The sequence below is a fragment of the Loktanella salsilacus genome (assembly GCF_900114485.1).
Taxonomy (GTDB): domain Bacteria; phylum Pseudomonadota; class Alphaproteobacteria; order Rhodobacterales; family Rhodobacteraceae; genus Loktanella; species Loktanella salsilacus.
On sequence record NZ_FOTF01000034.1, the window covers coordinates 1 to 23556 of the forward strand.

General features: G+C 56.8%; 21 protein-coding genes and 1 pseudogene. 11 read left to right on the top strand and 11 right to left on the bottom strand.

Going from position 1 to position 23556, the window contains the following annotated elements; genetic code table 11:
- The 3 genes and pseudogenes from BM131_RS18110 to BM131_RS18120 all read right to left on the bottom strand — a co-directional run.
- Positions 1 to 436: pseudogene (locus BM131_RS18110) on the bottom strand (IS6 family transposase); the annotation flags it as partial.
- A gap of 124 nt (positions 437 to 560) precedes the next feature.
- Positions 561 to 1835 (bottom strand): L-rhamnose catabolism isomerase, encoded by a 1275-nt coding sequence (gene rhaI / locus BM131_RS18115; protein ID WP_090191716.1) that lies wholly within the window; start codon positions 1833 to 1835, stop codon positions 561 to 563.
- Positions 1836 to 1858: 23 nt separating this feature from the next.
- Positions 1859 to 3961 (bottom strand): bifunctional rhamnulose-1-phosphate aldolase/short-chain dehydrogenase, encoded by a 2103-nt coding sequence (locus BM131_RS18120; RefSeq protein ID WP_090191725.1) that lies wholly within the window; start codon positions 3959 to 3961, stop codon positions 1859 to 1861.
- Between the two features lie 188 nt (positions 3962 to 4149).
- Here BM131_RS18120 and BM131_RS18125 point away from each other — a divergent pair, with 188 nt between their 5' ends.
- From BM131_RS18125 to BM131_RS18155, 7 genes are read left to right on the top strand one after another with little or no spacing between them, the layout of a single operon-like run.
- A complete protein-coding gene (locus BM131_RS18125; RefSeq protein WP_090191726.1) occupies positions 4150 to 4953 on the top strand; it encodes a DeoR/GlpR family DNA-binding transcription regulator in 804 nt (267 codons plus the stop codon).
- A 44-nt stretch (positions 4954 to 4997) separates the two neighbouring features.
- Complete coding sequence (rhaS, locus tag BM131_RS18130) at positions 4998 to 5993, top strand: rhamnose ABC transporter substrate-binding protein (protein WP_090191728.1); 996 nt, start codon at positions 4998 to 5000, stop codon at positions 5991 to 5993.
- 59 nt (positions 5994 to 6052) lie between these two features.
- A complete protein-coding gene (locus tag BM131_RS18135; RefSeq protein WP_090191729.1) occupies positions 6053 to 7555 on the top strand; it encodes a sugar ABC transporter ATP-binding protein in 1503 nt (500 codons plus the stop codon).
- The gene (locus BM131_RS18140) at positions 7555 to 8538 is read left to right on the top strand and encodes an ABC transporter permease (protein ID WP_090191731.1); all 984 of its coding nucleotides are present in this window, start codon (positions 7555 to 7557) and stop codon (positions 8536 to 8538) included. Before BM131_RS18135 ends, BM131_RS18140 begins: the two co-directional genes overlap by 1 nt.
- The gene (locus BM131_RS18145; RefSeq protein ID WP_090191733.1) at positions 8535 to 9530 is read left to right on the top strand and encodes an ABC transporter permease; all 996 of its coding nucleotides are present in this window, start codon (positions 8535 to 8537) and stop codon (positions 9528 to 9530) included. The genes BM131_RS18140 and BM131_RS18145 overlap by 4 nt, the downstream gene beginning before the upstream one ends.
- Complete coding sequence (rhaM, locus tag BM131_RS18150; protein WP_175499461.1) at positions 9530 to 9844, top strand: L-rhamnose mutarotase; 315 nt, start codon at positions 9530 to 9532, stop codon at positions 9842 to 9844. The genes BM131_RS18145 and rhaM overlap by 1 nt, the downstream gene beginning before the upstream one ends.
- Positions 9841 to 11214 carry an FGGY-family carbohydrate kinase gene (locus tag BM131_RS18155; protein ID WP_090191737.1) on the top strand — a complete coding sequence of 458 codons (1374 nt, stop codon included), beginning with the start codon at positions 9841 to 9843 and terminating at the stop codon, positions 11212 to 11214. The genes rhaM and BM131_RS18155 overlap by 4 nt, the downstream gene beginning before the upstream one ends.
- A gap of 316 nt (positions 11215 to 11530) precedes the next feature.
- Here BM131_RS18155 and BM131_RS18160 read toward each other — a convergent pair whose 3' ends face one another.
- Complete coding sequence (locus BM131_RS18160; RefSeq protein WP_090191738.1) at positions 11531 to 12184, bottom strand: TetR/AcrR family transcriptional regulator; 654 nt, start codon at positions 12182 to 12184, stop codon at positions 11531 to 11533.
- Between the two features lie 179 nt (positions 12185 to 12363).
- On the opposite strand from BM131_RS18160, the gene BM131_RS18165 reads away from it, so the two are divergent.
- The 3 genes from BM131_RS18165 (at position 12364) to BM131_RS18175 (ending at position 15717) form a co-directional block, all read left to right on the top strand.
- Entirely contained in the window at positions 12364 to 13362 is a 999-nt protein-coding gene (locus BM131_RS18165) for an HlyD family secretion protein (protein ID WP_090191740.1), read from the top strand.
- 91 nt (positions 13363 to 13453) lie between these two features.
- Positions 13454 to 14584 (top strand): ABC transporter permease, encoded by a 1131-nt coding sequence (locus BM131_RS18170; protein WP_175499464.1) that lies wholly within the window; start codon positions 13454 to 13456, stop codon positions 14582 to 14584.
- A 50-nt stretch (positions 14585 to 14634) separates the two neighbouring features.
- Complete coding sequence (locus tag BM131_RS18175; RefSeq protein WP_217646892.1) at positions 14635 to 15717, top strand: ABC transporter permease; 1083 nt, start codon at positions 14635 to 14637, stop codon at positions 15715 to 15717.
- 687 nt (positions 15718 to 16404) lie between these two features.
- Here the strand turns inward: BM131_RS18175 and BM131_RS18180 are convergent.
- From BM131_RS18180 to BM131_RS18195, 4 genes are all read right to left on the bottom strand, one after another.
- Entirely contained in the window at positions 16405 to 17256 is an 852-nt protein-coding gene (locus BM131_RS18180; RefSeq protein WP_090191744.1) for a metal ABC transporter permease, read from the bottom strand.
- A gap of 11 nt (positions 17257 to 17267) precedes the next feature.
- Positions 17268 to 18152, bottom strand: coding sequence for a metal ABC transporter permease (locus tag BM131_RS18185; RefSeq protein ID WP_090191745.1), 885 nt, complete (start codon positions 18150 to 18152; stop codon positions 17268 to 17270).
- Complete coding sequence (locus BM131_RS18190) at positions 18149 to 19117, bottom strand: manganese/iron ABC transporter ATP-binding protein (protein ID WP_425434319.1); 969 nt, start codon at positions 19115 to 19117, stop codon at positions 18149 to 18151. Before BM131_RS18190 ends, BM131_RS18185 begins: the two co-directional genes overlap by 4 nt.
- 101 nt (positions 19118 to 19218) lie before the next feature.
- On the bottom strand, positions 19219 to 20100 hold the full coding sequence (locus BM131_RS18195; RefSeq protein ID WP_139222706.1) for a metal ABC transporter substrate-binding protein: 882 nt from the start codon (positions 20098 to 20100) through the stop codon (positions 19219 to 19221).
- Between the two features lie 158 nt (positions 20101 to 20258).
- Between BM131_RS18195 and BM131_RS18200 the strand changes: the two genes are divergently transcribed.
- Entirely contained in the window at positions 20259 to 20693 is a 435-nt protein-coding gene (locus BM131_RS18200) for a Fur family transcriptional regulator (RefSeq protein WP_245754317.1), read from the top strand.
- 290 nt (positions 20694 to 20983) lie between these two features.
- Here BM131_RS18200 and BM131_RS18210 read toward each other — a convergent pair whose 3' ends face one another.
- From BM131_RS18210 to BM131_RS18220, 3 genes are all read right to left on the bottom strand, one after another.
- Positions 20984 to 21268 carry a hypothetical protein gene (locus tag BM131_RS18210; protein ID WP_090191748.1) on the bottom strand — a complete coding sequence of 95 codons (285 nt, stop codon included), beginning with the start codon at positions 21266 to 21268 and terminating at the stop codon, positions 20984 to 20986.
- Positions 21265 to 22101 (bottom strand): hypothetical protein, encoded by an 837-nt coding sequence (locus BM131_RS18215; protein WP_139222702.1) that lies wholly within the window; start codon positions 22099 to 22101, stop codon positions 21265 to 21267. The genes BM131_RS18210 and BM131_RS18215 overlap by 4 nt, the downstream gene beginning before the upstream one ends.
- Before the next feature lie 369 nt (positions 22102 to 22470).
- Positions 22471 to 23196 (bottom strand): hypothetical protein, encoded by a 726-nt coding sequence (locus tag BM131_RS18220; protein ID WP_090191751.1) that lies wholly within the window; start codon positions 23194 to 23196, stop codon positions 22471 to 22473.
- Between the last annotated feature and the right edge of the window lie 360 nt (positions 23197 to 23556).

A 23556-nucleotide genomic window follows, 5' to 3' on the forward strand; every position in this document is an offset into this window, starting at 1 on the left:
CAGCGTCCGGCGCCAATGTTTTGATCGGCTTGACATAGGTGCGCAGCTTGTCGGTGATCACGACCCTCGGCTCGCCGAACTGATTGATCAGCCTTTGGAGAAACCGCTTGGCTGCTTTAGCGTTTCATCGCGTTTGCACGAGAATGTCGAGGACGTCCCCTTCCGCGTCGATTGCACGCCACAGCCAATCTTTCTTCCCTCGAATGGAGATAACGACCTCATCCAGATGCCATTTGTCATTGGGGCGAGGACGATCGCGCCGGACGCAATTTGCGAAATGTGGACCAAAGCGATTGACCCACAACCGGATCGCGTCCCGGCTGAAAATCAGACCGCGCTCGGCCAGCAGGTCTTCGACGTCGGCCGTGCTCATTGCGAAGCGATGGTAAGCCCAAACAGCGGACGCGATGATTTGCCGAGGGAACCGGAAGCCCATACAGGCGCAGCACACTGGTAAAAATTTTCATGATGTTGAAATAGCCTGATCATGCAAGCTGAACAACTTCGCAGTGCCTGTTTGAGATATGTTCGAAGTGGGCCAACGCTCATGTAGATTATTGCTAAACAATCCCGCTACTGCCTGCTGCGATGGCTGGGCGCACGGCGGCAACCTTGGCGCGGTAGCCTGCGGCGCGGTAGGCTGCGATTGGATTTATTGCACAGCCTTTTTCAAGACGGGCCATTGCAAGGATCGGTTCAACATCGGTGCGGAACGCGGTTTTTAACGCCGCCTGCGCAGTCAGAGCGTCATTTGAATCCTGCGCGCCCTCCAATTCTGCGCGGTTAACCAGCAAAGCCTGTACATAAGCACGCTGCACTTCCATCGCGGATGACATCATGCTTTCGATGGGGTCGGTGACGTTGTGGCTTTGATCCAGCATATGCATCGGATCAAAGCCGGCGACACCCTCGGCGGCGACCAATTCGTTGAACACCAGAAACAACCTGTACGGATCAATGCTGCCCGTATCCAGATCATCGTCACCGTATTTGCTATCATTGAAATGAAAGCCGCCAAGCTTTTGCGCATGAACAAGCCGCGCGACGATCATCTCGATATTCACGTTGGGCGCGTGATGGCCAAGATCCACCAGACAGAACGCCTGATCGCCAAGGTGCTGCGCGATCATTAGGTTTGTGCCCCAGTCCTGCACGACGGTCGAATAGAACGCGGGCTCGTACATCTTGTGTTCAGTAAAGAGCCGCCAGTCGGCGGGTAATCCAGCATAGACCTGCGCCGCTGCATCCAAATATCGCTCGAACTGGCGAGTAAAATTCACCTGGCCCGGAAAGTTCGACCCGTCGCCAACCCAAATCGTCAACGCCTTGGACCCAATCTTGTCCCCAAGGGCGATGCATTCAAGGTTATGCTCCACCGCCTGCGCACGGGTTGCGGCATCAGTGTGCGACAGGGACCCGAACTTGTAGCTATGGGCCTGCTCGGCCTGATCCTGAAAGGTGTTGGAGTTCATCGCATCGAAGCTTAGCCCGACCTCATCGGCCTTGCTCAGCAGGTCGGCAGGATCGGCCTTGTCCCAAGGCACATGCAGGGACACCGACGGCGTTGCACCCGTCAGGCGGTGGATCACGCCGCAATCGTCCAGCTTGTCAAAGATGCCACGCGGCTCTCCTGCGCCGGGAAAGCGGGCAAAGCGGGTGCCTCCGGTGCCGACGCCCCAGCTGGGCACCGCAATCCCGTAACCCGCAACCTTTTGCTTGATCGCGTCGATGCTGATGCCGCGCCGGTCAAGGCGAGCGCCGAGACTTTCATAGTCCGTGTGCAGGTCAGTTTTGAAGTCATCGTTGGATGCATCAATGATATCTTGATTGATCATGGTGGTCTCCTCCCCCTCCTCGCTTAGCGCGTGAACGCCTGAACGTTGCCCGCGTCGACGTTGATGATATTTCCCGTTGATTTCGAGGACAGGTCAGAGGCGAGGAAATACGCCGCTTCGGCAATATCCTCTGGCAGCACATTGCGCTTTAGCATCGACCGCTGGCGATACATCTCCTCTAGGCCATCTTTGTCTTTGCCATAGGTGCTAGCGCGCTGATCAAGCCAGTCGCCGGACCAAATTTTTGACCCGCGCAGCACGGCGTCGGGGTTGACCACGTTCACACGGATGCCGGCCTCTGCACCTTCCAAAGCCAGGCAGCGGGCCAGATGGATTTCCGACGCCTTGGCCGTGCAATAAGCCGACGCATTGGGAGAGGCCGCAAGACCGTTCTTGGATGCGACGAAAACGACGGCACCACCGATATCCTGCGTGCGCATCACCTTGAACGCTTCGCGGCTGACAAGGAAATAGCCGGTCGACAGGATCGCCATGTTGCGGTTCCACATCTCAAGCGAGGTGTCCTCGACCGGGGCAGAGGATGCGATACCGGCGTTCGAGACCAGGATATCGACCCCTCCAAACGCAACGGCCATATCTGCGTAGGCTTGCGTGACGGCGGCTTCGTCCGTGACGTTCATCAGCGTGCTGCGCACAACGTCGGGGCCAAATTTAGCTGACAAACCTGAGACGGTTTCGGCCAAGGCCGCTTCGTCGATATCGGCCAGCATGACGCAGGCCCCTTCACGCAGGTAGCGTTCGGCAATGGCAGAACCGATGCCGCCAGCACCGCCCGTCACAAGCGCGATGCGCCCAGCCAGCGCCTTTGGCTGCGGCATCCGCTGCAACTTCGCCTCTTCTAGAAGCCAGTATTCGATATCGAATGCTTCCTGCTCCGGCAGACCCTGATAGGTGCTGACAGCGCTGGCACCGCGCATGACGTTGATCGCGTTGATGTAGAACTCCGCTGAAATACGCGCCGTTGCCTTGTCCTTGGCAAAGGTGATCATGCCGACGCCGGGCACCAGATAGACGACGGCGTTGGGATCACGCAAGGCCGGGCTGTCGGCATGTTTGCAGCGATCGTAGTAGGCTTTGTAATCCTCGCGATACGCAGCAACAGCCTCGGGCAGGCCGGCAAGGGTCGCATCGACGTCAGGCCTGGCGGGGTCAAAATCGACGACCAGAGGCCGGATCTTTGTGCGCAGGAAGTGGTCCGGGCATGACGTGCCAAGCGCGGCAAGCGGCTCCATGTCGTTTGCATTGACAAATTTTAGCACCGCATCGCTATCGTCGAAATGGCCAACCATATGCTGCTGGCCCGACACCATGCCCCGGATGGCCGGCATCAGGCGTGCGGCGACGCTGCGGCGGTCGGCGGCTGGCAGAGCTGTATGCTTTTCACCGCCAAAGGCGGGTTTACCCGAGGTCTGCGCGCCGAACCAGTCCATCGCCTTTTGAATGATCTCTAGCGTCAGGGCATAGCAAGCCTTGGCATCGTCGTCCCAAGTGAACAGACCGTGGCTTTCCAGCACGACACCCTTGGCATCAGGGTTCTTTTCGCAAAAGTCGCCCAGCCACAAACCAAGCTCGAACCCGGGCTTTTTCCAAGGCAGCCAACCAATGTCATCGCCAAAGATTTCCTGCGTCAGTTCTTTGGAATTGACGCTGGCGGCAATCGCAATGATTGCGTCGGGGTGCATGTGATCCACATGCTTGCGCGGCACATAGGCGTGCAGGGGCGTGTCGATGGATGCCGCGCGGGTATTAAGATTGAACGTTGCGTGCGGCAGATAGCCGACCATCTCGTCCTCATGCTCCAGCCCACGATACAGACCCTTGAGTGCACGCAGCTTGTCCATGTACAGCGTGGCAAAACCGTCCATCTTGATCGAACCGACGTCGCCGCCAGAGCCTTTGACCCAGAGCACCTCGACCTGATCGCCCGTCAGCGGGTCGCCCTGCATCACTTTACATGACGTGTTACCACCGCCGTAGTTGGTGATTCGCTTGTCGGAGCCCAAAAGGTTCGACCGATACAGCAGAAGTTCCGGCTGGGTCATACCCGCAGCCGTGTTGTCATCCCATTTGTTTTCAAGGCGCGGTTGCGCATTTGCGTCGGTCATTCTGGTATCCCCCCTTGGGCAAGGCCCGCTATCAATTGCCTGCGAAACTGCGGCAGGCGCGTCATTATGTCAATCATAACTAATCAAGTTCAGTCATGCTGCACTGCAGAATGATTGCTTATGAAAATTAATGATTGACGAAAGAGGATTTGATCCGCAGTTTGATTGTCAATTCGGGGAGAAACTGAGTGCACGAAAAAGAACGCCATCGCATCATCCTGTCGTCCATTCAGGACCGGCCTGTGATGACTGTCGTCGATCTGTGCAGCCTGACCGGCGCATCAGAGGCAACAGTGCGCCGTGATATCGCCACCCTGCATATGCAAAAGAAACTGCGCCGGGTCCGCGGCGGAGCAGAGGCGATGACCCCGCAAACCTTTACCGGTCTAGCCGGACGCCCCTTTGCGCTGAACGAGACGATTAACATCGCAGCAAAGCAGGCCATTGCCCGCGCCGCTGTCGATCTATGCGATGACGGCGAGCCGATTATCATCAACGGCGGGACGACGACGTTCCAGATGGTGCATCCGCTGGCGTCCAAGCGGATGCAGGTCTTCACCAACAGCTTTCCCATCGCGGAACACCTGCTCAAGCACTCGCGCAATACGATCATGTTGTCAGGCGGCGCCATCTACCGCGAGCAGAACATCATCCTGTCGCCCTTCGACAACGACGTGACGCGCAATTTTTATGCGCGCCGCATGTTCATGGGGGCGCAGGGTCTGGGTCCGCTGGGTCTGATGGAGGCGGACCCCCTGCTGATCCAGGCCGAGCAGAAATTGATCGGCCAGGCGGATGAGCTGATCGTACTTGTCGACAGTTCCAAGTTTGCAAACCGGTCCAGCCTGCTGCTGTGCCCGCTCAACCGCATCGACACGGTCATCACCGACGACCGCATTACCGACCGTGACGCCGCAATGCTGGAGGCAGCGGACGTCACGTTGATCGTCACGACACCGGGGGCTGCAAGCGCGCAGGCCACGGCCACCTGAACCCCGGGGCACTGCCCCACCATACTTATCTGGGAGGATACAACATGGGTGTTTTCACTAAACTGATCGGCGGGGCCGCGATGGCTGCAGCCATGATCGCAAGCCCGGCCATGGCGCAGGACAACGTCCGCATCGCACTAGTGGTTAAGGCGCTTGGCATCGGCTTCTTTGAAGCGGCTGCAAAGGGCGCAGAAGAAGCCGCAGCAGAGCTGGGCAACGTAGAGATCATCTACACCGGCCCCACCGATACCACCGCAGAAGGCCAGATCGAAGTCATCAACAGCCTGATCGCCCAGCAAGTTGATGCGATCGCGATCTCCTCCAATGACACGGACGCCCTCGTGCCTGCGCTGAAAAAAGCCATGGACCGCGGGATCACTGTCATCAGCTGGGATTCTGGCGTTGCACCTGAAGGGCGCCAACTACACCTGAACCCATCGTCGAACCCGCTGATCGGCAATATGATCGTCAAGCTGGCGGCAGACCACTTGCCAGATGGTGGTGACGTGGCTGTTCTTTCGGCCACGACCACATCCACCAACCAGAATATCTGGATCGAGGAAATGACCAAGGTGCTGCCCGACTATCCCGGCATCAACGTTGTCGGCACTGTCTATGGCGACGACCTGGCGGACAAATCCTACCGCGAGGCGACCGGCCTGATGCAAACCTATCCCGACCTAAAGGCGATCATCGCGCCGACATCAGTCGGCATCGTGGCCGCCGCGCAGGCTGTCGTGGACGCGGGCAAAGTCGGCCAGGTTAACGTGACTGGTTTGGGTCTGCCGTCTGAAATGGCTGGTGCCATTGAATCAGGCGCATCCCAATCCTTTGCAATCTGGAACCCCATTGATCTGGGCTATTCCGCGACCATGCTTGCCTACGAGCTGAGCCAGAACGGCGCTGTCGCTGAACCCGGCGCACAAATCCCGATGGGCCGCATGGGCACGCTGACGCTGGACGACACGAACGCCGGCGCAATGGCCGACCCCTTCGTTTATGACGCGTCCAATATCGAAGAGTTCAAGTCGATTTTCTAATCGCGGGGGGTCCCGGTGCTTGTCGCCGGGACCCACACCTTTGCCCGAAAGCCCCCATTATGTCCGATATTCCCGTTGTTGCCCTCGATGGCATTGTTAAGACGTTCCCTGGTGTCACCGCGCTGGATCAGGTGAAGCTGTCGCTTTATCCTGGCCAAGTTACCGCATTGATCGGGGAAAACGGCGCAGGAAAATCCACGGTCGTGAAAACCTTGACGGGGATATATCGGCCTGACGGTGGGCAAATCCTTGTGGATGGCAAGCCTGTGCATTTTGCAACCGCCCATGACGCATCCCGCCACGGGATCACGGCAATCCATCAGGAAACCGTGCTGTTCGACGAGTTGTCCGTGGCCGAAAACATCTTTATCGGGCACGCGCCCCGCGGCCGCTTTGGCCTGATCGACACCGCCCGTATGACACAGGACGCCCGCGCGCTGCTGGACAGCATCGGTGCGCCGCTGGACCCAGATGCAAAGCTGCGCGATCTTGGCATCGCGTCCAAGCACTTGGTGGCCATCGCCCGCGCCCTGTCGATCGACGCCCGCGTCGTAATCATGGATGAGCCGACCGCCGCCCTGTCGCAAAAAGAGATCGAAGAGCTTTACAAACTGGTCGAGCATTTGAAATCGCAAGGCAAGGCAATCCTATTCATCAGCCACAAGTTCGACGAGATCTTTCGCATCGCTGACCGCTATACCGTGTTCCGTGACGGCCAGTTCGTCGGCGACGGCCTAATGGCGGATGTAGATCAGGACGATCTGGTGCAGATGATGGTCGGACGCAGCGTAGACCAAATTTTTCCCCAGCGCGTTCACGCCCCGGGAGAGGTGGTCTTGCAGGTCACGGGCTATGCCCATCCCACAGAATTCGACGACATCAACTTTAAGCTGCACAAGGGTGAAATCCTTGGTTTTTATGGCTTGGTCGGCGCTGGCCGGTCAGAGTTCATGCAATCGCTGATCGGGATCACCACACCCTCCAAGGGTGTTTGCCGCATCGGCGACAAGATTACGGTGATCCGGTCGCCCGCCGACGCCGTCAATGCCGGCATCGTCTATGTGCCTGAAGACCGCGGCAAACAGGGGGCAATTACAGATATGCCGATTTTTCAGAACGTCACCCTGCCCTCTCTCGGCAAGACGTCCCGCCACGGCTTTATCCGCTTGGCAGAGGAATTCGACTTGGCCCGCGAATATACCCAGCGGCTGGACCTGCGCGCCGCGTCGCTGGATCAGGACGTCGGCAAATTGTCCGGCGGCAACCAGCAAAAGGTCGTCATCGCCAAATGGCTGGCAACCCAGCCCCGCGTCATCATTCTGGACGAACCAACCAAGGGCATCGACATCGGCTCCAAGGCCGCTGTCCACAGTTTCATGGCAGAGCTGGCCGCCACGGGCCTGTCGGTCATCATGGTCAGTTCCGAAATACCAGAGGTAATGGGCATGTCCGACCGCGTCATCGTCATGAGAGAAGGGCGCATGGTCGCTGAACTGGCAGGAGAAGAGCTGACGCCCGATAACCTTGTGCGACATGCCGCCGGCATCGGGATGGCCGCGTGATGCTGCGCCGTTTCGCCCTGACCCGAGAGGCCGCCCTGCTAGCCGCCCTGGTTGCTCTTTGCCTGCTGATTGCCACACGGTTTTCCGGCTTTATCGCCCCGGCCAATCTGGGGCGCGTGTTCAACGACAGCGCACTGCTGATCATCCTGACACTGGGCCAGATGATCGTGATCGTCACCCGCTGTATCGATCTGTCCGTCGCGGCCAATCTGGCTCTGTGCGGGATGGTCGCCGCCTTGCTAAACGTCGCGTTTCCGGGGCTGCCTGTCATCATGATCATCACCGCTGTCGTCCTGCTGGGCAGTTTGCTGGGGGCGTTCAACGGTATTCTGGTCTGGAAGGTCGGCATTCCGCCGATCGTCGTGACCCTTGGCACCCTGACCATCTATCGCGGCATCATCTTTCTGATCTCCGATGGGGCGTGGGTGAACAGCCATGAAATGTCCGCCCCCTTTAAGGCCCTGCCCCGCGCCGTCTTTCTTGGGCTACCGGTACTGTCCTGGTGCGCCATCTTGTGCGTCGCAGGCTTTGCACTGATGATCGCCCGCACGCCACTTGGACGGTCATTCTTTGCAGTCGGCGGCAATCCACATGCGGCCGTCTATACCGGCATCAATGTGGGCCGCACCCAGTTCATGGCCTTCACCATCGCCGGTGCCTTGGCCGGTCTGACAGGCTATCTGTGGGTGTCGCGCTATGCCGTCGCATATGTCGATATCGCCGGCGGGTTCGAGCTGGACGTCATCGCCGCCTGCGTCATCGGTGGCATCTCTATCGCTGGCGGCATCGGCAGCGTGTTTGGTGCCGTGCTGGGCGCTCTTTTCCTTGGCGTGATCAAGAATGCACTGCCGGTGGTCGACATCTCTCCATTCTGGCAAATGGCGATCTCGGGCGCGGCCATTATCGTCGCAGTTATCCTAAATTCACGCAGCAACCGGCCCAAAGGCCGCCTGATCCTACGCACAGCGGGGCCAAAGACATGAGCGACGCAACACAGACCGGTCGCAGCTTGCCGGATCGCCTGACCACACGCGCCCAACGAATTTTCCGCAGCTGGGAAGCGTTACTGATTGTTGTAGCCATCGCAATCTTCATCGCAAACGCAATCGCTTCGCCGTATTTTTTGAACGCTTGGAATCTCTCTGACGCGACCTTTAACTTCACGGAAAAGGCGATGATTGCCTTTGCCATGGCCCTGCTAATCATCGCCGGAGAGATCGACCTATCCGTCGCGGCCATTATCGCGCTCGCTTCCACAGCGATGGGCTATGCGGCGCAATTTGGCGTCGACACTCCGGGACTTGTGCTAATTGGGCTAGGCACAGGCGTGCTATGCGGGGCGTTCAATGGGGCGCTGGTGACCAAGCTTGCTTTGCCGTCCATCGTTGTGACCATCGGTACCATGAGCCTGTTTCGCGGCATCAGCTTTATCGTGCTGGGTGATGGTGCCTATCGCGGCTACCCCGAAAGCTTTGCGTGGTTCGGTCAGGGCTATATCTGGTGGGTCTTTACTGTCGAGATGCTGATTTTTGCGCTGCTGGCCGTCGTTTTCGGAGTCCTGCTGCACCGCACGAATTTCGGCCGCGCGGTCTATGCCATCGGCAACAATCCAACCGCAGCCTTGTTCAGCGGCATCCGTGTACCACGGGTAAAGTTTATCCTATTTGTGCTGACCGGCCTGATGTCCGGCCTTGCAGCCGTTTGCCTCACCTCGCGTCTGGGATCGACCCGGCCCAGTATCGGCGTTGGGTTAGAATTAGAAGTGGTGACGATGGTCGTGTTAGGCGGCATCAATATCCTTGGCGGATCGGGCACGATACCCGGCGTTGTGATCGCTGCCTTTGTGATGGGCCTTGTAACCTTTGGACTTGGCCTGCTGAACGTACCCGGGATCGTCATGTCGATCTTTATTGGCGCGCTGCTGATTGGTGTTATTGCACTGCCGCGCCTCTTTGTCATGGTGCGGGGGCGGTGATGGAAAAATACGCCTTCACGATGCAGTTGCTGTCAGGCAATCAAGTCGAATACAAACGCCGCCACGATGAAATCTGGCCGGCCCTTGCAACCTTGCTGCGTGATGCCGGAGTCTGTGATTACTCTATCCACCTGAATCCCGCGACGGACCAGCTATTCGCAGTCCTTTGGCGGCGCGGCAATCATACGATGGAGGCTTTGCCGCGAACGCAGGCGATGCAAGACTGGTGGGCCTTTATGGCGGATCTTATGGTAACCAATCCCGACAACTCGCCCGTTACAATGCCGCTCGATAATGTCTTTCACCTGCCATGACTCATGTCGCCGTCATCGATATTGGCAAAACGAACGCCAAGCTCGCCCTTGTTGACTTAAAATCGCAAAATGAAGCGGCTGTCGTAACCCGGCCCAATGTCGTGCTTAAGGGCCCGCCCTATCCCCATTTCGATATCGAAGGGCATTGGGATTTTCTGATCACCGCTTTGGCAAAGTTTCACAAATCCCACGGCATCGATGCAATATCTGTAACAACACATGGTGCCAGCGCTGCACTGCTCGATGCGCGGGGCAATCTGGCGACTCCAGTGCTCGACTACGAATTTGATGCACCCTCGCTGCTGCGCGCCCAATATGACGTCATTCGGCCCAATTTTTCTCAGACTGGCTCACCGCCGCTTAGTGGAGGGTTGAACCTTGGCCTTCAACTCTACTGGCAGTTTCAGCAGGACCCCAGCCTGCACGCCCGGACGAAAACGATCCTGACCTATCCGCAGTACTGGGGGTTTCGCCTCACCGGAGCGTTCGCGACCGATGTGACATCGCTTGGGTGTCATACGGATTTGTGGTGCCCTGACTCGGGCCAGTTTTCCAGCCTCGTTGATGATCTCAACGTCCGCGATAAAATCGCGCCGCCGCAAAAATCAACGGACCGCCTTGGCACGCTTAGCCCAAAGGTCGCGGCGTTGACCGGGTTGCCCACCCATACGCCTGTTACCTGCGGCATCCACGATTCCAACGCGTCCTTGTATCCCCATCTGATCGACCACGATGGGCCATTTTCTATCGTCTCGACCGGGACATGGGTCATCGCGATGGCCATTGGCTGCGAAAACGTTGAGCTAGACCCAACGCGCGATACCTTGATCAACGTCGATGCGAACGGTGATCCCGTGCGATCTGCCCGGTTCATGGGCGGGCGATCGTTCGACATGTTGATGCCGGATCCAATCCCCACGCCAACCGCTGCAGAACAAATAGAAGTCCTGCGCGCTGGTGCCATGCTCATGCCAGCCATTGTCCAAGGATCAGGCCCGTTTCCGAATGCAGCCCCGCACTGGCGCGGGACTGAACCACCCGTCGGGTCACCGCAACGGGCGGCGGCGGTGGGCTATTATCTAGCGATGATGACGTCCACCTGCCTTGACCTGATCGGCGCTGCTGGTCCCACCATAATCGAGGGGGCCTTTACCAAAAATCAGTCGTTCCTGCGCATGCTCTCCGCAGCCACAGGCCGGCCCGTGCAGGCCACAGCCTCCAGCACCGGCACGAGTTTGGGGGCAGCGCTTTTGGCGGCGCACGCGTCGGAGCGCGTCATTCTCGCACACCAGATCAAGGCAACCGAAGAGCACGGCACGGCGTGGGCGGCCTATGCTAAACGGTGGCAGCACTTCGCCCAATCAGCTTAGGACCGGAGTTATTAAAAGAACCTCTTTGTTGAAGTGAGACAACAGATGACAAGCCTGAGCGGAAAGTTTGTTGATAACCAAAATACTGCGATCAAATCAATTATGTGCAGCGTCTGATCCTACTTCGACCAACTAATTGCTTTTCGCCACAAATCCCTCAATCTGGCCGAAAATCGGTATCTTCGCGCGCAGCGAATGACACGACACCCCTCGCCTAAGAGTTAGATTTAAGGATTAGCTCACAGTCAAATTCGGGGCTGATGGCGACTCTGGATTGGCAAGTACTGCAAATGGCCCGCTGTCAGTGCAGTAATTTTCACTTCCCGATCGCATAAGCACGAAGGACCATTTCCGTGCATTTGTCAGACCATGCGCTGAGACTTGCAGGCGTCGTGTTGTAATCTGGGTCAAGGATCGCCGAACGCTGCGCCCCGTTGATCATGCTGCGCAGAAGGAAAGCTGCCTCGCGATCCATATTCGGATACACATCAGACATGTCATCGCAAAATTCTACAAATCGATTGTCAAAAGCCGTTGCGACTTTGTTAATCGACGACAGGTAGCTATCACGCAGTTCGGGAAACTGTGTGTGCTCCGCCATCACTGCCCGTGCTGTCAGCACGCCTTCCGCACTCAGCACCAAATTCGTATAGGCTCGCGCTAAAATAAGGATCGCATTCTCAGGCTGGTCCGGGTTAGCCGACACATTCAGCTGGGTAATTCCCGCGTCAATCGCATCCCCCATCACCAGTCGAAATAGTTCGGCTTTGTTAAAAATCGTCTTGTAGATTGTGCGCGTTGACATGCTGGCACGCTGCGCGACGGCTTCGATACTGGTTCCCGTATACCCTTCGGCCAAAAATTCGGCTCGCGCAGCCTTGATCAATGCAGCACGCGTTTCATGTTCAGTCCTAAGCGCTGGCCGTCCGCGGGACCGTTTTTGCGTTTTGGTATCCAGATCAGTCATCATTCGGGTCCTTGGGGAGTAGAATATAAAACTCTGAATTTTCCAAAATCAATCCCTTATCAGGCCGTTTGCAGCGAACGTTCGGTGGATGGTCATAAAACTAAACTTGACTTGGAGCTTGCACTCATTTTAGAAAATCTTAGTTTTCCTAAATGTTAAACGTGCGACTGAAGGTGGGCAACATGAAGACAAACAAAATCGCCGTTTTTGGGTTGATCGCGGTCGCCGCGGTTGCCGGATATCTGGCTTGGACTTTGGGGAAGCCTGCAACTTACCTTGTTCAAGGCGAGGTCGAAGCCACCCGGATCGATTTGTCCGCAGTAGTTACGGCGCGCGTGTCAGAGACTCCTGTAGGGTTTGGCGACCGGGTCACTGCGGGCCAAATGGTAGTCCAGCTTGAAAGTGCTCAACTCCAGGCGCAACTTGCTACTGCAAAAGCCGGTGTGGCGGTGGCTGAAGCAAACCGCGATGTTGCAAATGCCACGCGGCCGGAAACGATTGCAGCGTCGGAAGCGCAGCTCGCGAAAGCCGACGCCGATGTCGATCTGGCGCAAAGTAACTACGACCGCGTTACGCAGCTTCGCGCGGATTCCGTGGTCTCTCAGGCCAACTTGGATCAGTCGAACAACAGCTTGAACGCCGCGATACAGGGTCAGGCTGCGGCGCGGGCCAATCTTGATCAGGCGAGAAACGGCACCAGTGAAGAGCAAAAAGCCGTTGCCGCGGCGCAAGTTACGCAGGCCGAAGCGAACCTAAAACAGGTTCAAGCAAATATCGATGAGATGACCGTTGTTTCCCCGATTGATGGCGAAGTGACGACGCGCACGGCGGAAGTTGGAAAGCTTTTCAGCGCGGGGGCACCCTTGATCTCAATCGTGGATGTCGACCACGCTTGGTTCACCTTCAATCTGCGCGAAGACCTTCTTGAAGGGCTAAATATTGGACAGTCATTGGAAGTCCAAGTGCCAGCGCTTGGCGCAGACGGCGATGTGATCCCTGCGACCATCACAGCAATCAACGTCGAAGGTAGCTATGCCAACTGGCGCGCCACGAAGGCGACTGGCGATTTTGATCTGCGGACGTTTTCCGTGCGGGCAGAGCCGCTTGCGCAAGTCAAAGGCCTTCGCCCCGGGATGAGTGCACTTGTCGATTGGCCCGCAACCGCACGCAGCACCGAGTAGAGCTATGTCAAATCAACGCCATCTTCGCGGTTTTCGACGTATTCTTGGTCGGGAATTGCGCCAGATTGCAGCACGCCCAGCGTTGGCATTCATGCTGGCACCGATGCCGTTGATCATCTTTTTGGCACTGGCAGTGGTGTTCGCTCCGGGGTTGCCGCGTGATCTGCCTGTTGCGGTAGTCGACCTTGATGGATCATCCTCGTCGCGACAGATCGTGCGCATGGTCGACGGCGCGTCCGACGTGGATGTGACTGAGAGAATCCCAACGCTGAGCGAGGCACGGCAAGCTCTCGTTGCGCGGCGGGTCTATGCGATCCTTCTGATACCGTCGCAGATGGAACAGGACCTGCAATTGGGGCAAAGCCCCGAGATCATTATCTTTTCCAATAGTCAGTTTTTGACGGCAGGCGGAATTGCTGCGCGTAGCATCGGAACATCGGTCCTGACATTCTCGGCGGGGGTTTCAGTCCGGACGCTGGAGGCGCGCGGCATCGGCATTGACCGAGCGCTGGATCTTGTGACACCGATTCCGGTGCAGCAAAGCCCGCTATTCAACCCCTCGCTCGACTACATCCAGTTCCTACTGTCATCGATCATGCCAACCATTATGCAAATCTTTATCTGTGCGGCGGCGGTTTTGTCTTTTTCAAGAGAGCGACATTCGCCCAACGGCATGGCGCGCCTGTTCCGCCTGTCACGCACCCCCGAGCGTGCAATTCTCGGAAAACTTATGCCCTACACCATTCTGGGAATGTCGGGACTTCTTTTGGGCGACATCCTTTTGTTCAGCTACTTTGGCGCAAGCTTTCGCGGCAACGTCTTCATCTTCTTTTTGAATGGCCTAATCTTCGTTCTGGCCTGCCAAGCACTTGGCGCCCTGATCGCTATGATCGCACGGGACGCGACCGGAGCGCTCGGTATGATGGGTCTGATCGTGGCACCGGCCTTCGGCTTTGCCGGCGTCAGTTTTCCGCGTTTCGGCATGTCTGGCTTTCCTCAGGCCTGGGGTGCTGTCATTCCGTTGACACCCTATCTGGAGCTGCGCACCGATCAGACATTGCGCGGTGCACCTCTTGAGTATTCCTTGCCGAGCATGCTCTGGCTCTTCGCACAGTTCGCAGTCTTCGCGTCGCTGCTTTACGTGATGATCCGCAAAGCAGCCAAAGCCCCGGCTCTCAAAACTGCCGACCTCGAACTGGCATCGCCGGAGGCGACAGTATGAAGGCCATCACCCAATTTATCCGGGCGGTTCTGGATGCCTTGCGCGGCGTCTTGGGCGATGCCAGCGCCAAGTCGACGATGATTGTAGGTATTCTGATCTACAGCGTCCTGTATCCGCAGCCCTACGTTGGCGAAGTCGTGCGCGACGTTCCTGTCACCATCATTGATCAAGATCAATCGACGGCGAGCCGCAGCTTTCTACGTCAGATCGACGCGAGTGACAAAGTCGACATCGTTGCGACGGCCACCAATATGGCCGATGCCCGCGACGCGTTTTTCCGCCGGGATGTTTACGGTATCGTCATCATACCCTCCGGTTTTGAAGGTGATCTGCTTGCTGGCCGCCCTGCCCCAGTCGCGGCCTACGGCGATGGAAGCTATCTTCTGATCTATTCCAATCTGATGAGCGCCGTCACGACCGTTGCCCGTTCCATGGGCGCGCAGGTCAACTATGCCCGGCTGACCGCGACCGGCATAGATGACGGCTTGGCCCGCACGCTGCTACAACCGGTGACCGTGACGAATATCTCAGTTTTCAATCCACAGGGCGGCTATGCCAGCTATGTCATTCCAGCGGCCTTCGTTTTGATCCTTCAGCAGACTCTTCTGATGGGGATCGGTTTACTCCACGCCGGTCTTAAATTGCCGACCGGATTGCGGATGTGGGCGACACCTATTGCTTATATCAGCCTTTATCTTGGATGGGTCGCCTTCACCCAGATACTGCTGCCTTTCCTTTACGGCATCCCTCGGACCGGTGATTTCGCGACCCTTCTTCTGATTGCGCTGCCATTCCTCTGCGCGTGCACCGCGATGGGGTTTGCTCTCGCCGTTGCAATTCCTTGGCGCGAGGGAGTGGTATTCTTTCTGGTCGTCATGGGAATGCCGCTGTTCTTTTTATCGGGTATCTCCTGGCCGATCGAGTCGATCCCAGAGCACCTAAGGCTACTGTCTCTGCTGGTACCATCCTCGACGGCGATCTCTGCGTTTGTTGCAGTCGATCAAATGGGTGCAACACCACGCGACATCGCGCCTGCCGTGCAAACTCAGATCGCCTTGGCCATCGGATACACGCTTCTTGCAGCCGCAATTGCGCAGTTGCCCCACGTGCGACGGCGGCCATCGCATCGCTAAAAGATGACAAGCACTGCGGGTCTGTCGCTCTCCGTCCGAACTTTCCAGACGGTCGTGTCGCAAACGTCCGTTTAGCTCTAGGGTCGCCGATGTCTGAACACAGTTATGATGCGAGTGCCGCAAATTGTTGCGTAAGTTCTCCGATTTCGTCCCGTTAAAATTGGGAGGATTACCAGCCCTGCAAAAAGTTTGCGACAGAACCCCAGTGCGTCACGCACGCGGCGATCACCGAGAACAAGCATCTCAGCGCAGTGCTGGAGCATATCAAGGCCGAACAGGACAAGGCGCCGCTCAAACTGCGTCGTGCGAGCAAGCAGGCGACGGTCTACGTCCCGAATGGCCGACGCAATACCGAAGGCTGAAACTCGAAACTCGCCCGCCGGGCAAAGACAAAAACTGAAACTGCCGCGCCACATCCTGCCGAATGACCGAAACAGCATGGCTGTTCAGGGCTGCGATAGATGACGTCTCCGCCCTGCCCAGCCATGCTGCAATAACGCACCTGAGACGTTTCTACTTTGCACACCGAGGGACATTTTAACTTGGTTGCAGCAGTCAGCAGCGCTGACGCTTATGTTAAGCGTATTGGGGTAACTTGCACCCCCGCCTACCTCTAAGATTTTTTGGCATCCCGATAGCCGGAATAGGAAAGCCCTGACCTTTCGTTGGACTTTCGCTACTAAACACTCATCGTGCTAAAGGCAAAATAGCCATCCGCGAAGTTTTACGTGTTGTAGCCAGTCTACGCAGAAACGCGACGATAAAGATGGCGGTGAGGATCAGGACAATCGTCGCGGCCGGAGCACTGTCGATGAAGAAGCTGACGTAGGTGCCGGTCAACATTGCGAAGACACAAACAGTGACCGAGACAATTAGCATTTTATCAAAACTGCGCACTGTCAGGAATGCTATGGCCCCCGGTGTAACCAACAGACCCACAGCGAGAATGAGGCCGACGGACGACAGGGTCGAAACAATGGTCAGCGACAGGATCGTCAGTAAGCCGTAGTGCAACACGTTTGTCCGCAGACCGGATGCCTGCGCTTGCGCCGGGTCGAACGCATGCAGCAGCAGATCTTTCCACTTCAGAACCAGCAGCGTCGTGACGCAAAACGCAATGATGCCAGATGTCCACAGATCGCTCGAGCCAACGCCCAGCATGTTTCCAAACAGAATGTGGTCGAGGTGCTCATTTGTCGTAATGGATGTGTACATGATGATGCCCACTGCAAACATGCCAGAGAACACGACGCCCATAACTGTGTCCTGCTTGACCCGGCTGTTATGCGACAGAAAGCCGGTCGCCAACGCACAGGTCATGCCCGCGACAAAGGCTCCAACAATCAACGGCAAGCCGAGGATCCACGCGAGCACGATGCCGGGCAGTGTGGCGTGGCTGACAGCATCACCCATCAGCGCCCAGCCCTTCAACACTAGAAAGCATGACAATAGCGCCGTGGGGGGCGCAACGAACAGACAGATCCAGAACGCGTTTTGCATGAACAGGAATTGGAACGGTTGCAGCAAGGTGTCGATCACGCGCGGACCTCCTATTGTGTCAAGGATGAGCTGGCTGACGGCCCACGCTCCAGTGCTTGTGCGGCCTTGCGCCGCGCGGCCAGCATCCCGTGTTTGGGCGCAAAAACGAAAGCAATCAGGAAGATGATAGTTTGCAGCGTGACAATCACCCCGCCGGTGGCTCCGTCGAGAAAGTAGCTCGCGTAGGCGCCCAGAAAGCTGGTGATCGTACCGATCAGAACCGAGACGACGATCAGGCGTGGAAAACGGTCGCACAGCAGATACGCCGTAGCGCCGGGTGTGACGACCAGTGCGATGACCAGAAAGGCTCCCACGGTAATCATTGCCGCGACGATCGCTGCGGCCAGCAAGGCGAAGTAAACTGCTTTCAGCAGCTCAGGTCGCAAACCGATCGTCCGGGCGTGGTTCTCGTCAAAGAACACCACCATCAGATCCTTCCATTTGGCCAGGAGCACGACAAGCGCCGTGAAGCCAATGATCGCAAGTTGCAGCGTGTCTCCGGGCGTGATCGCCAGGATGTTGCCCATGATGATCGTCTGGATGCTGACCGACATCGGCGACAGCGACACCATGAACAGGCCCAATCCAAAAAAAGAGGTAAAGATGATGCCGATGATCACGTCAATCTTGAGGCCTGAGCGCTCGGACAGGAACAGCATCGAAGCTGCCGCAAGGCCACCAGCGACGAAAGCGCCAAGCGCGAACGGAAAACCGAAGATATAGGCCGCCGCCACGCCAGGCACGACCGAATGGGATAAGGCATCACCGATCAACGACCAACCTTTCAGCATCAAATAGCATGAGAGGAACGCGCATACACCGCCAACCAACGAAGAGACCCACATGGCGTTAAACATATAGCCGTAGGAGAATGGCTCGATCAGGGTCTCAATCATCCCTGTTTCCCTTCCTCATCCGATGGCCTGTCCAGTGCTTGCTCGTTGCCCGTGTCGCGCAGGACGCGGTCGGCCGCGGGCAAGGTCGAGCGCTTCTCGCCGTATTGAACAAAAGGGCGTTCATCGTCGCTGATAATCGTTACCTCGCGACTGTCGTTGTCATCATGAAGGTCTCGGCCGCCCAGCGTGAAGTGCCGCAGCACCCCGCCGAACGCGCGTTCCAGTTTGTCGCGGGTAAATGTCGTTTCGGTCGGGCCGTAGTCCAGTACGGTGCCTTTGACCAAAACGGCACGGTCGCAAAACTCCGGCACCGAGCCGAGGTTATGAGTCGACACTAGCATCACCCGCCCCTCCTCTTTCAACTCACGCAACAGAGCAATGATCTGTTCCTCCGTCTTGACGTCGACGCCGGTGAAGGGCTCGTCTAGCAGGATCAACTGACCGTCTTGTGCCAGCGATCGGGCTAGGAACACGCGCTTGCGCTGACCACCTGACAATTCACCGATCTGGCGTTTACGAAAATCCGACATGCCAACACGGCCGAGCGCAGCATCTACCGCTGAGTGATCTAGTTTCGATGCGCGTCGCAGAAACCCCATGTGCCCGTAGCGGCCCATCATCACGACATCTTCGACCAGCACGGGAAAAGCCCAGTCGACTTCCTCGGATTGGGGGACGTAAGCAACCAGGTTGGCAGCCAGCGCTTCCTTGACCGTTTTTCCCAGTAGTCTGATCTCACCGCGTGCAGCGGGAACAAAACCCATGATCGCTTTAAACAGCGTTGATTTTCCGGCGCCGTTTATGCCGACCAGCGCCGTGATCGTACCGCGCGGGATCTCAAAACTGGCATCATGTAGAGCCGTGTGCCCGTTGCGATAGGTCACTGTCACATCACGCACCATGATGCCGCCAGCGGGACCGTCGGCCGCAGTGTCGTCTACCATCTTTTGGGATTGATCTCGCATTTCGATATCCTTTGGATCGGTTGAGTCAGCGTCGGAACGAAGGTTGACCGCGACGGATAACGCTCCGCAGCGGCCAATGGGGTCCAGCACGGCGCGGCTGGTCAGTCTGTCTGGGATGATAACGCATCCGCAATAGTCTGCGCATCAATACGCAGCAGATCGAGATAGGTTGGCACGGGGCCGTCAGCCTCGGTCAAGCTATCGACATAAAGCATGCCGCCATAAGTTGCGCCTGTTTCACGGGCCACCTGCTCCGCTGGGGCCTGGTTTACCGTCGACTCGCAAAACACTGCTTGGATGTTGTTGTCTCGCACGCCGTCAATAACCTTGCGTACCTGTTGCGGCGTACCGGTCTGATCCGCATTGATCGGCCAGAGATACAGTTCTTTGAGCCCAAAATCTTTGGCAAGGTAGCTGAACGCACCCTCACAGGACACCAGCCACCGGTCCTCCTCGGGCAATGCTAAAATACGCTCTCGTAGGGGCCCAACGGTGTCGCGGATCTGCTGTTTATAATTTTCTGCATTTGCCGCGTAGACGTCTGCATGGTCGGGATCGTATTTAGACAGCGCATCGCGAATATTGTCGACATAGATAATCGCATTATCGAGGCCCATCCAGCCGTGTGGGTTTGGCTTGCCCCCATACTCGCCTTCAGCGATCGACATAGGCTCAATCCCATTGGTCAGGACCGCCGACGGCATATCGCCAAGATTATTAATGAATTGCTCAAACCAGAGTTCGAGATTCATACCATTGTAAAGGATTAGATCTCCTTCACTTGCCCGTACAATGTCCTGTGGCGTCGGCTGATAGCCATGAATCTCGGCGCCCGGCTTGGTGATCGAAACAACCTCTGCCGCATCCCCCGCTACGTTCTGCGCCATATCCTGCAATATAGTAAATGTTGTTACGACTTTGAACTTCTTATCAGCGTCTTGGGCGCTGGCCTGGATGGGCAACAGGAATGTTGATGCAATCATTACGGCACAAGCAGCGGATCGGAGGGCAAATCGGGGCATAGATGACTCCTGGTTAGTGGCAAGCTTCATGTAAATGAGAAGCAGTCGCAAAAGTCAACACTATTGAGAATGACTTGCAAGTTGTTGCCACCGGCAATTGTCAGCGATAGAGTTTTTGTATGATGACCGAGCCAAATTCAGAACAATTGTCCACCGATCCTGCGCAGATACTGCGCGAGGCAGGGTTGCGCGCGACGCAACAACGCACGTCTGTTCTAACAATTCTCGCAGCGTCAACGGATCACCCGACTGTCGACGATGTCTACGACAAGGCACGACAGCTCGATGACTCGGTCTCCATCGCTACGATCTACCGCACAATGTTGTTGCTAGAGACAGCGGGACTGATCCGGAAGCTGACCTTTGACGATGCACCCGCACGCTACGAGATGACCCCAAACAGGGACCATGATCATCTCATCGATATCGACACGGGAGAACTGATTGAAATACCTGGCCGCGAAATATCCGAGCTGCGCGCCCGTATCGTAAATGATCTTGGGTATGATGTCGTCAGCCAGCATACCATACTGCGCGGACGGCGGAAGCACTAAGAAACATCAGCTATACTCCACAACATTACGGTTATTTGCCTACGACGTAACCCTGTTTCGATTTACGTTTTGCTACCTCTGATGGAGCATCAACAGCTAGCCCATCGTCAGAAAAAAACGGATTGCGGTCGATCCTCGGGAACCTACCTGACCAGACTCGGCGACAAGCACAGCACCCCCGAATAGATCGGGCTGAACCACCACAAGGTAAAAGTAGCGGACGATCCCATCGGGATCCGTTCGCCGCAACCGTAAAACGGTCGGAAACATTTCGATCTGCTGTGGGTCGGTTACTCTGACGGGCTCCATTTGGCGCTGTCATTCAGGAACCATTCGTATCGGTGGGTGGTGATCTGCATTTCCTGAAACACTCTGACGCGCTCGGCATCGAGGCAGGCGGTGTAGAGGGACGCATCCCGAAAATACTGGTCGAACTCGTCTTTGAACTCCTCGCGGAAGTCGTGCGCCAGATCGGCCGTTGTCGGCGCTGGCGCGACCGGTGGATCACACCATTCAGCGAAAGCGACTTCGGGGCTGACCACGGCCAGTAATGCGAGATGCAAAATGGGTTTCATCGGTCGATGGTCCCTTGCCTCACCGCCTGACCGTGAACTGCAAGCTGGGCCGCAAAGCGCGGGGCGTCGTATGTGGATTGGATCGCAGCCACGTGCTGTTCGTAGGCATCGGCGCCTATGGCACGGCGCAAATCGCTTTCGTGGAAAGCCCGGTTCGCGAAGGGTGCAGGTCGCGCCATAAGCCGAACCGGATCGGTGCAGACCGCGGCGGACACGGCGAGCGCCGGTGCTTTGGGGCTATGCTGGAACATGGGCTTGGCCTTGCGGACAAAGGCAACAAGCCACGACAAAGGCGCTATGATTCGGTCATTGCGGGCGTTGAGCATGTGAAACCCTTTCCATAGAAATTGCGTGTCCATACCTGCAGCCTCGGTGCCTCTCTTGGCATCTTCGATGATCGCGGCGAACGGCGTTTGATAGACTGACCCTGCCCCTTCCAAAATCTGAATGATTGAGGTCGTATCATTATTACTTTTTGTTTCTGTATAAAGTGGGGGCGGCAATGGATTGCCGGAGGTCCGTTTTTCATGGGGAATTTCTGCGGTTTCAGCCGGTGCCAGATCCTCGTCAGCGACAGCGTTTTCGTCCGCTTCATAGACCTTGGAAAATGTGAAAAGATGCCGGTCGTAGCTGCCAAAGTGCTCGATGGTCAGCCCAAATATTTTCGCAAGCTCGCTTAGGGCGTAACGGACGCTGCGGGCGGAAAGCCCGGTCAATTCTGCCAACTCTGGCATCGTGAAGGCGGCGTAACCAAGCGGTGCGCCCCGGTGCTTACCGTCATAGCTGATGCTACCTACCAAGGCAGTTGCGATGCGCAGCGCGGCTCCGGTCATGCGGGTCTTTGCAAATAGGCGTAGGAAATCCCCGCTTTTGGGGATGGTTGATGTGGTCACTGATCTTGTCCTCGCTCGGTGAAGCGAAGCGGTGATCGAGCAAATTTGTCCTGTTCGCACAGGTACGTTTCTTGTTGCTCGTCATGTCGGGAGGGGATAGAAAAGGACCTGTTACAGTTTGGTCGATCTAGGGACGCCAATCCCTCGGCTCTAAAATCCCCCCCGCAGGTTTCCGCCTCGCGGGGGTTTCTATTTTTAGGCTTTCGTTTTGCTCCTTGATCGTGAGTTTGTTGGCGGATTAGCGACGGGCATACTCAGTGTGGATGCTTGCCGAAGTTGTTTTGTCTGGCGGAATCCCGCGCTCAAGGCTTAGTAGCTGACCCATTCGTAGCCATGATTGCCGGCGTAGTCGGTCCACTCAACACCAACGCCGCGGACGGCACCTCTGGTTGGGCAACTCTTACTCGGAATAACCCAAGAGGGTGTTTCGGCTGATGCTGCGCGGCGCCAAGAAAAATCTCCCTGTGCCCCATAAGTGCCGAGCGAGATTGATCCCCATTCACGACATCCATCTTCGCGGGAATCTGTATGTCGCCAACTGCGTACATCCCAGACTTTGATCGAGCGCACGAAGTCATAGATTGGGTCGGATATATCTACGTCGGCCCCCTGCCCTGCGGCCAGTTGCAAGATCGACGCTGCATCTGGCCGATATTCCGGATCGCGGAATACGGCGGGGATGGGCGCAAGCGCGGCCTCCTGACTGCCGTTCGGGATGGACTGCAAAGGAAGCTGGGTGTGAGAAAGGGTGGCTTCGTAGAGACGCTGCATGGGGCTTGTAGGTTCACCTTCATAAGAGACCCCCATTCGACAGCGCCAGATTTGAAGCGGCGGTTCAATCGGCCAAGGCGTGACGCGCCGGATGAACGTGGCGTATGCCAGCGTGCATTCGGCAGACTTGGGCCAGCCGCCAGCCAGACACAACAGCATCGCGCAGTCCACGTTAAACGCCGCGTTCGCTTCACGCGGCGCACTAAAGATCGCGGCCGCGGAAACAGCGGCAGTGAGTGTTGTTGATCTGAGGAAGAGCAGCATATAGGTCCCTTTGACGCACACACTTATAGGTTTGTGACTTTTCTATAGATCTATCTGGAGATGTTCGTAAAGCGATTAGTTAACTGCATTTGGCTGGAGAGAAGGCCAGCCCAGATGCCGAAACACCGTCACAACTGCACAGCGCCAAGACAGCGATGCAGTTTTAGTGACCAAAATTCAGTCGTAGATCACGTCTTCGCAAGGCTTGTCTTTCCACATGGGCGCGATTTGGCCCGTGTTCCATTCGTAGAGCCAGCCTACGGTGTTCCGACTCTTTCTATCTAAAATGCGGTTGATCGGGTGAGCGTATCTTAATTCTACTGCGACTCCTTCTGATTCATCACCAGAAAACTGCCAATT

Bases quoted from the DNA above. Each gene is read 5' to 3' on its own strand.
- BM131_RS18210 (WP_090191748.1), bottom strand. From the start codon at position 21,268: ATGAAACCCATTTTGCATCTCGCATTACTGGCCGTGGTCAGCCCCGAA.
- BM131_RS18160 (WP_090191738.1), bottom strand. From the start codon at position 12,184: ATGATGACTGATCTGGATACCAAAACGCAAAAACGGTCCCGCGGACGG.
- BM131_RS18165 (WP_090191740.1), top strand. From the start codon at position 12,364: ATGAAGACAAACAAAATCGCCGTTTTTGGGTTGATCGCGGTCGCCGCG.
- BM131_RS18140 (WP_090191731.1), top strand. From the start codon at position 7,555: ATGCTGCGCCGTTTCGCCCTGACCCGAGAGGCCGCCCTGCTAGCCGCC.
- BM131_RS18135 (WP_090191729.1), top strand. From the start codon at position 6,053: ATGTCCGATATTCCCGTTGTTGCCCTCGATGGCATTGTTAAGACGTTC.
- BM131_RS18190 (WP_425434319.1), bottom strand. From the start codon at position 19,117: ATGCGAGATCAATCCCAAAAGATGGTAGACGACACTGCGGCCGACGGT.
- BM131_RS18220 (WP_090191751.1), bottom strand. From the start codon at position 23,196: ATGCTGCTCTTCCTCAGATCAACAACACTCACTGCCGCTGTTTCCGCG.
- BM131_RS18120 (WP_090191725.1), bottom strand. From the start codon at position 3,961: ATGACCGACGCAAATGCGCAACCGCGCCTTGAAAACAAATGGGATGAC.
- BM131_RS18195 (WP_139222706.1), bottom strand. From the start codon at position 20,100: ATGATTGCATCAACATTCCTGTTGCCCATCCAGGCCAGCGCCCAAGAC.
- rhaI (WP_090191716.1), bottom strand. From the start codon at position 1,835: ATGATCAATCAAGATATCATTGATGCATCCAACGATGACTTCAAAACT.
- BM131_RS18200 (WP_245754317.1), top strand. From the start codon at position 20,259: ATGATGACCGAGCCAAATTCAGAACAATTGTCCACCGATCCTGCGCAG.
- BM131_RS18145 (WP_090191733.1), top strand. From the start codon at position 8,535: ATGAGCGACGCAACACAGACCGGTCGCAGCTTGCCGGATCGCCTGACC.
- BM131_RS18155 (WP_090191737.1), top strand. From the start codon at position 9,841: ATGACTCATGTCGCCGTCATCGATATTGGCAAAACGAACGCCAAGCTC.
- BM131_RS18170 (WP_175499464.1), top strand. From the start codon at position 13,454: ATGCTGGCACCGATGCCGTTGATCATCTTTTTGGCACTGGCAGTGGTG.
- rhaM (WP_175499461.1), top strand. From the start codon at position 9,530: ATGGAAAAATACGCCTTCACGATGCAGTTGCTGTCAGGCAATCAAGTC.
- rhaS (WP_090191728.1), top strand. From the start codon at position 4,998: ATGGGTGTTTTCACTAAACTGATCGGCGGGGCCGCGATGGCTGCAGCC.
- BM131_RS18185 (WP_090191745.1), bottom strand. From the start codon at position 18,152: ATGATTGAGACCCTGATCGAGCCATTCTCCTACGGCTATATGTTTAAC.
- BM131_RS18215 (WP_139222702.1), bottom strand. From the start codon at position 22,101: ATGACCGGAGCCGCGCTGCGCATCGCAACTGCCTTGGTAGGTAGCATC.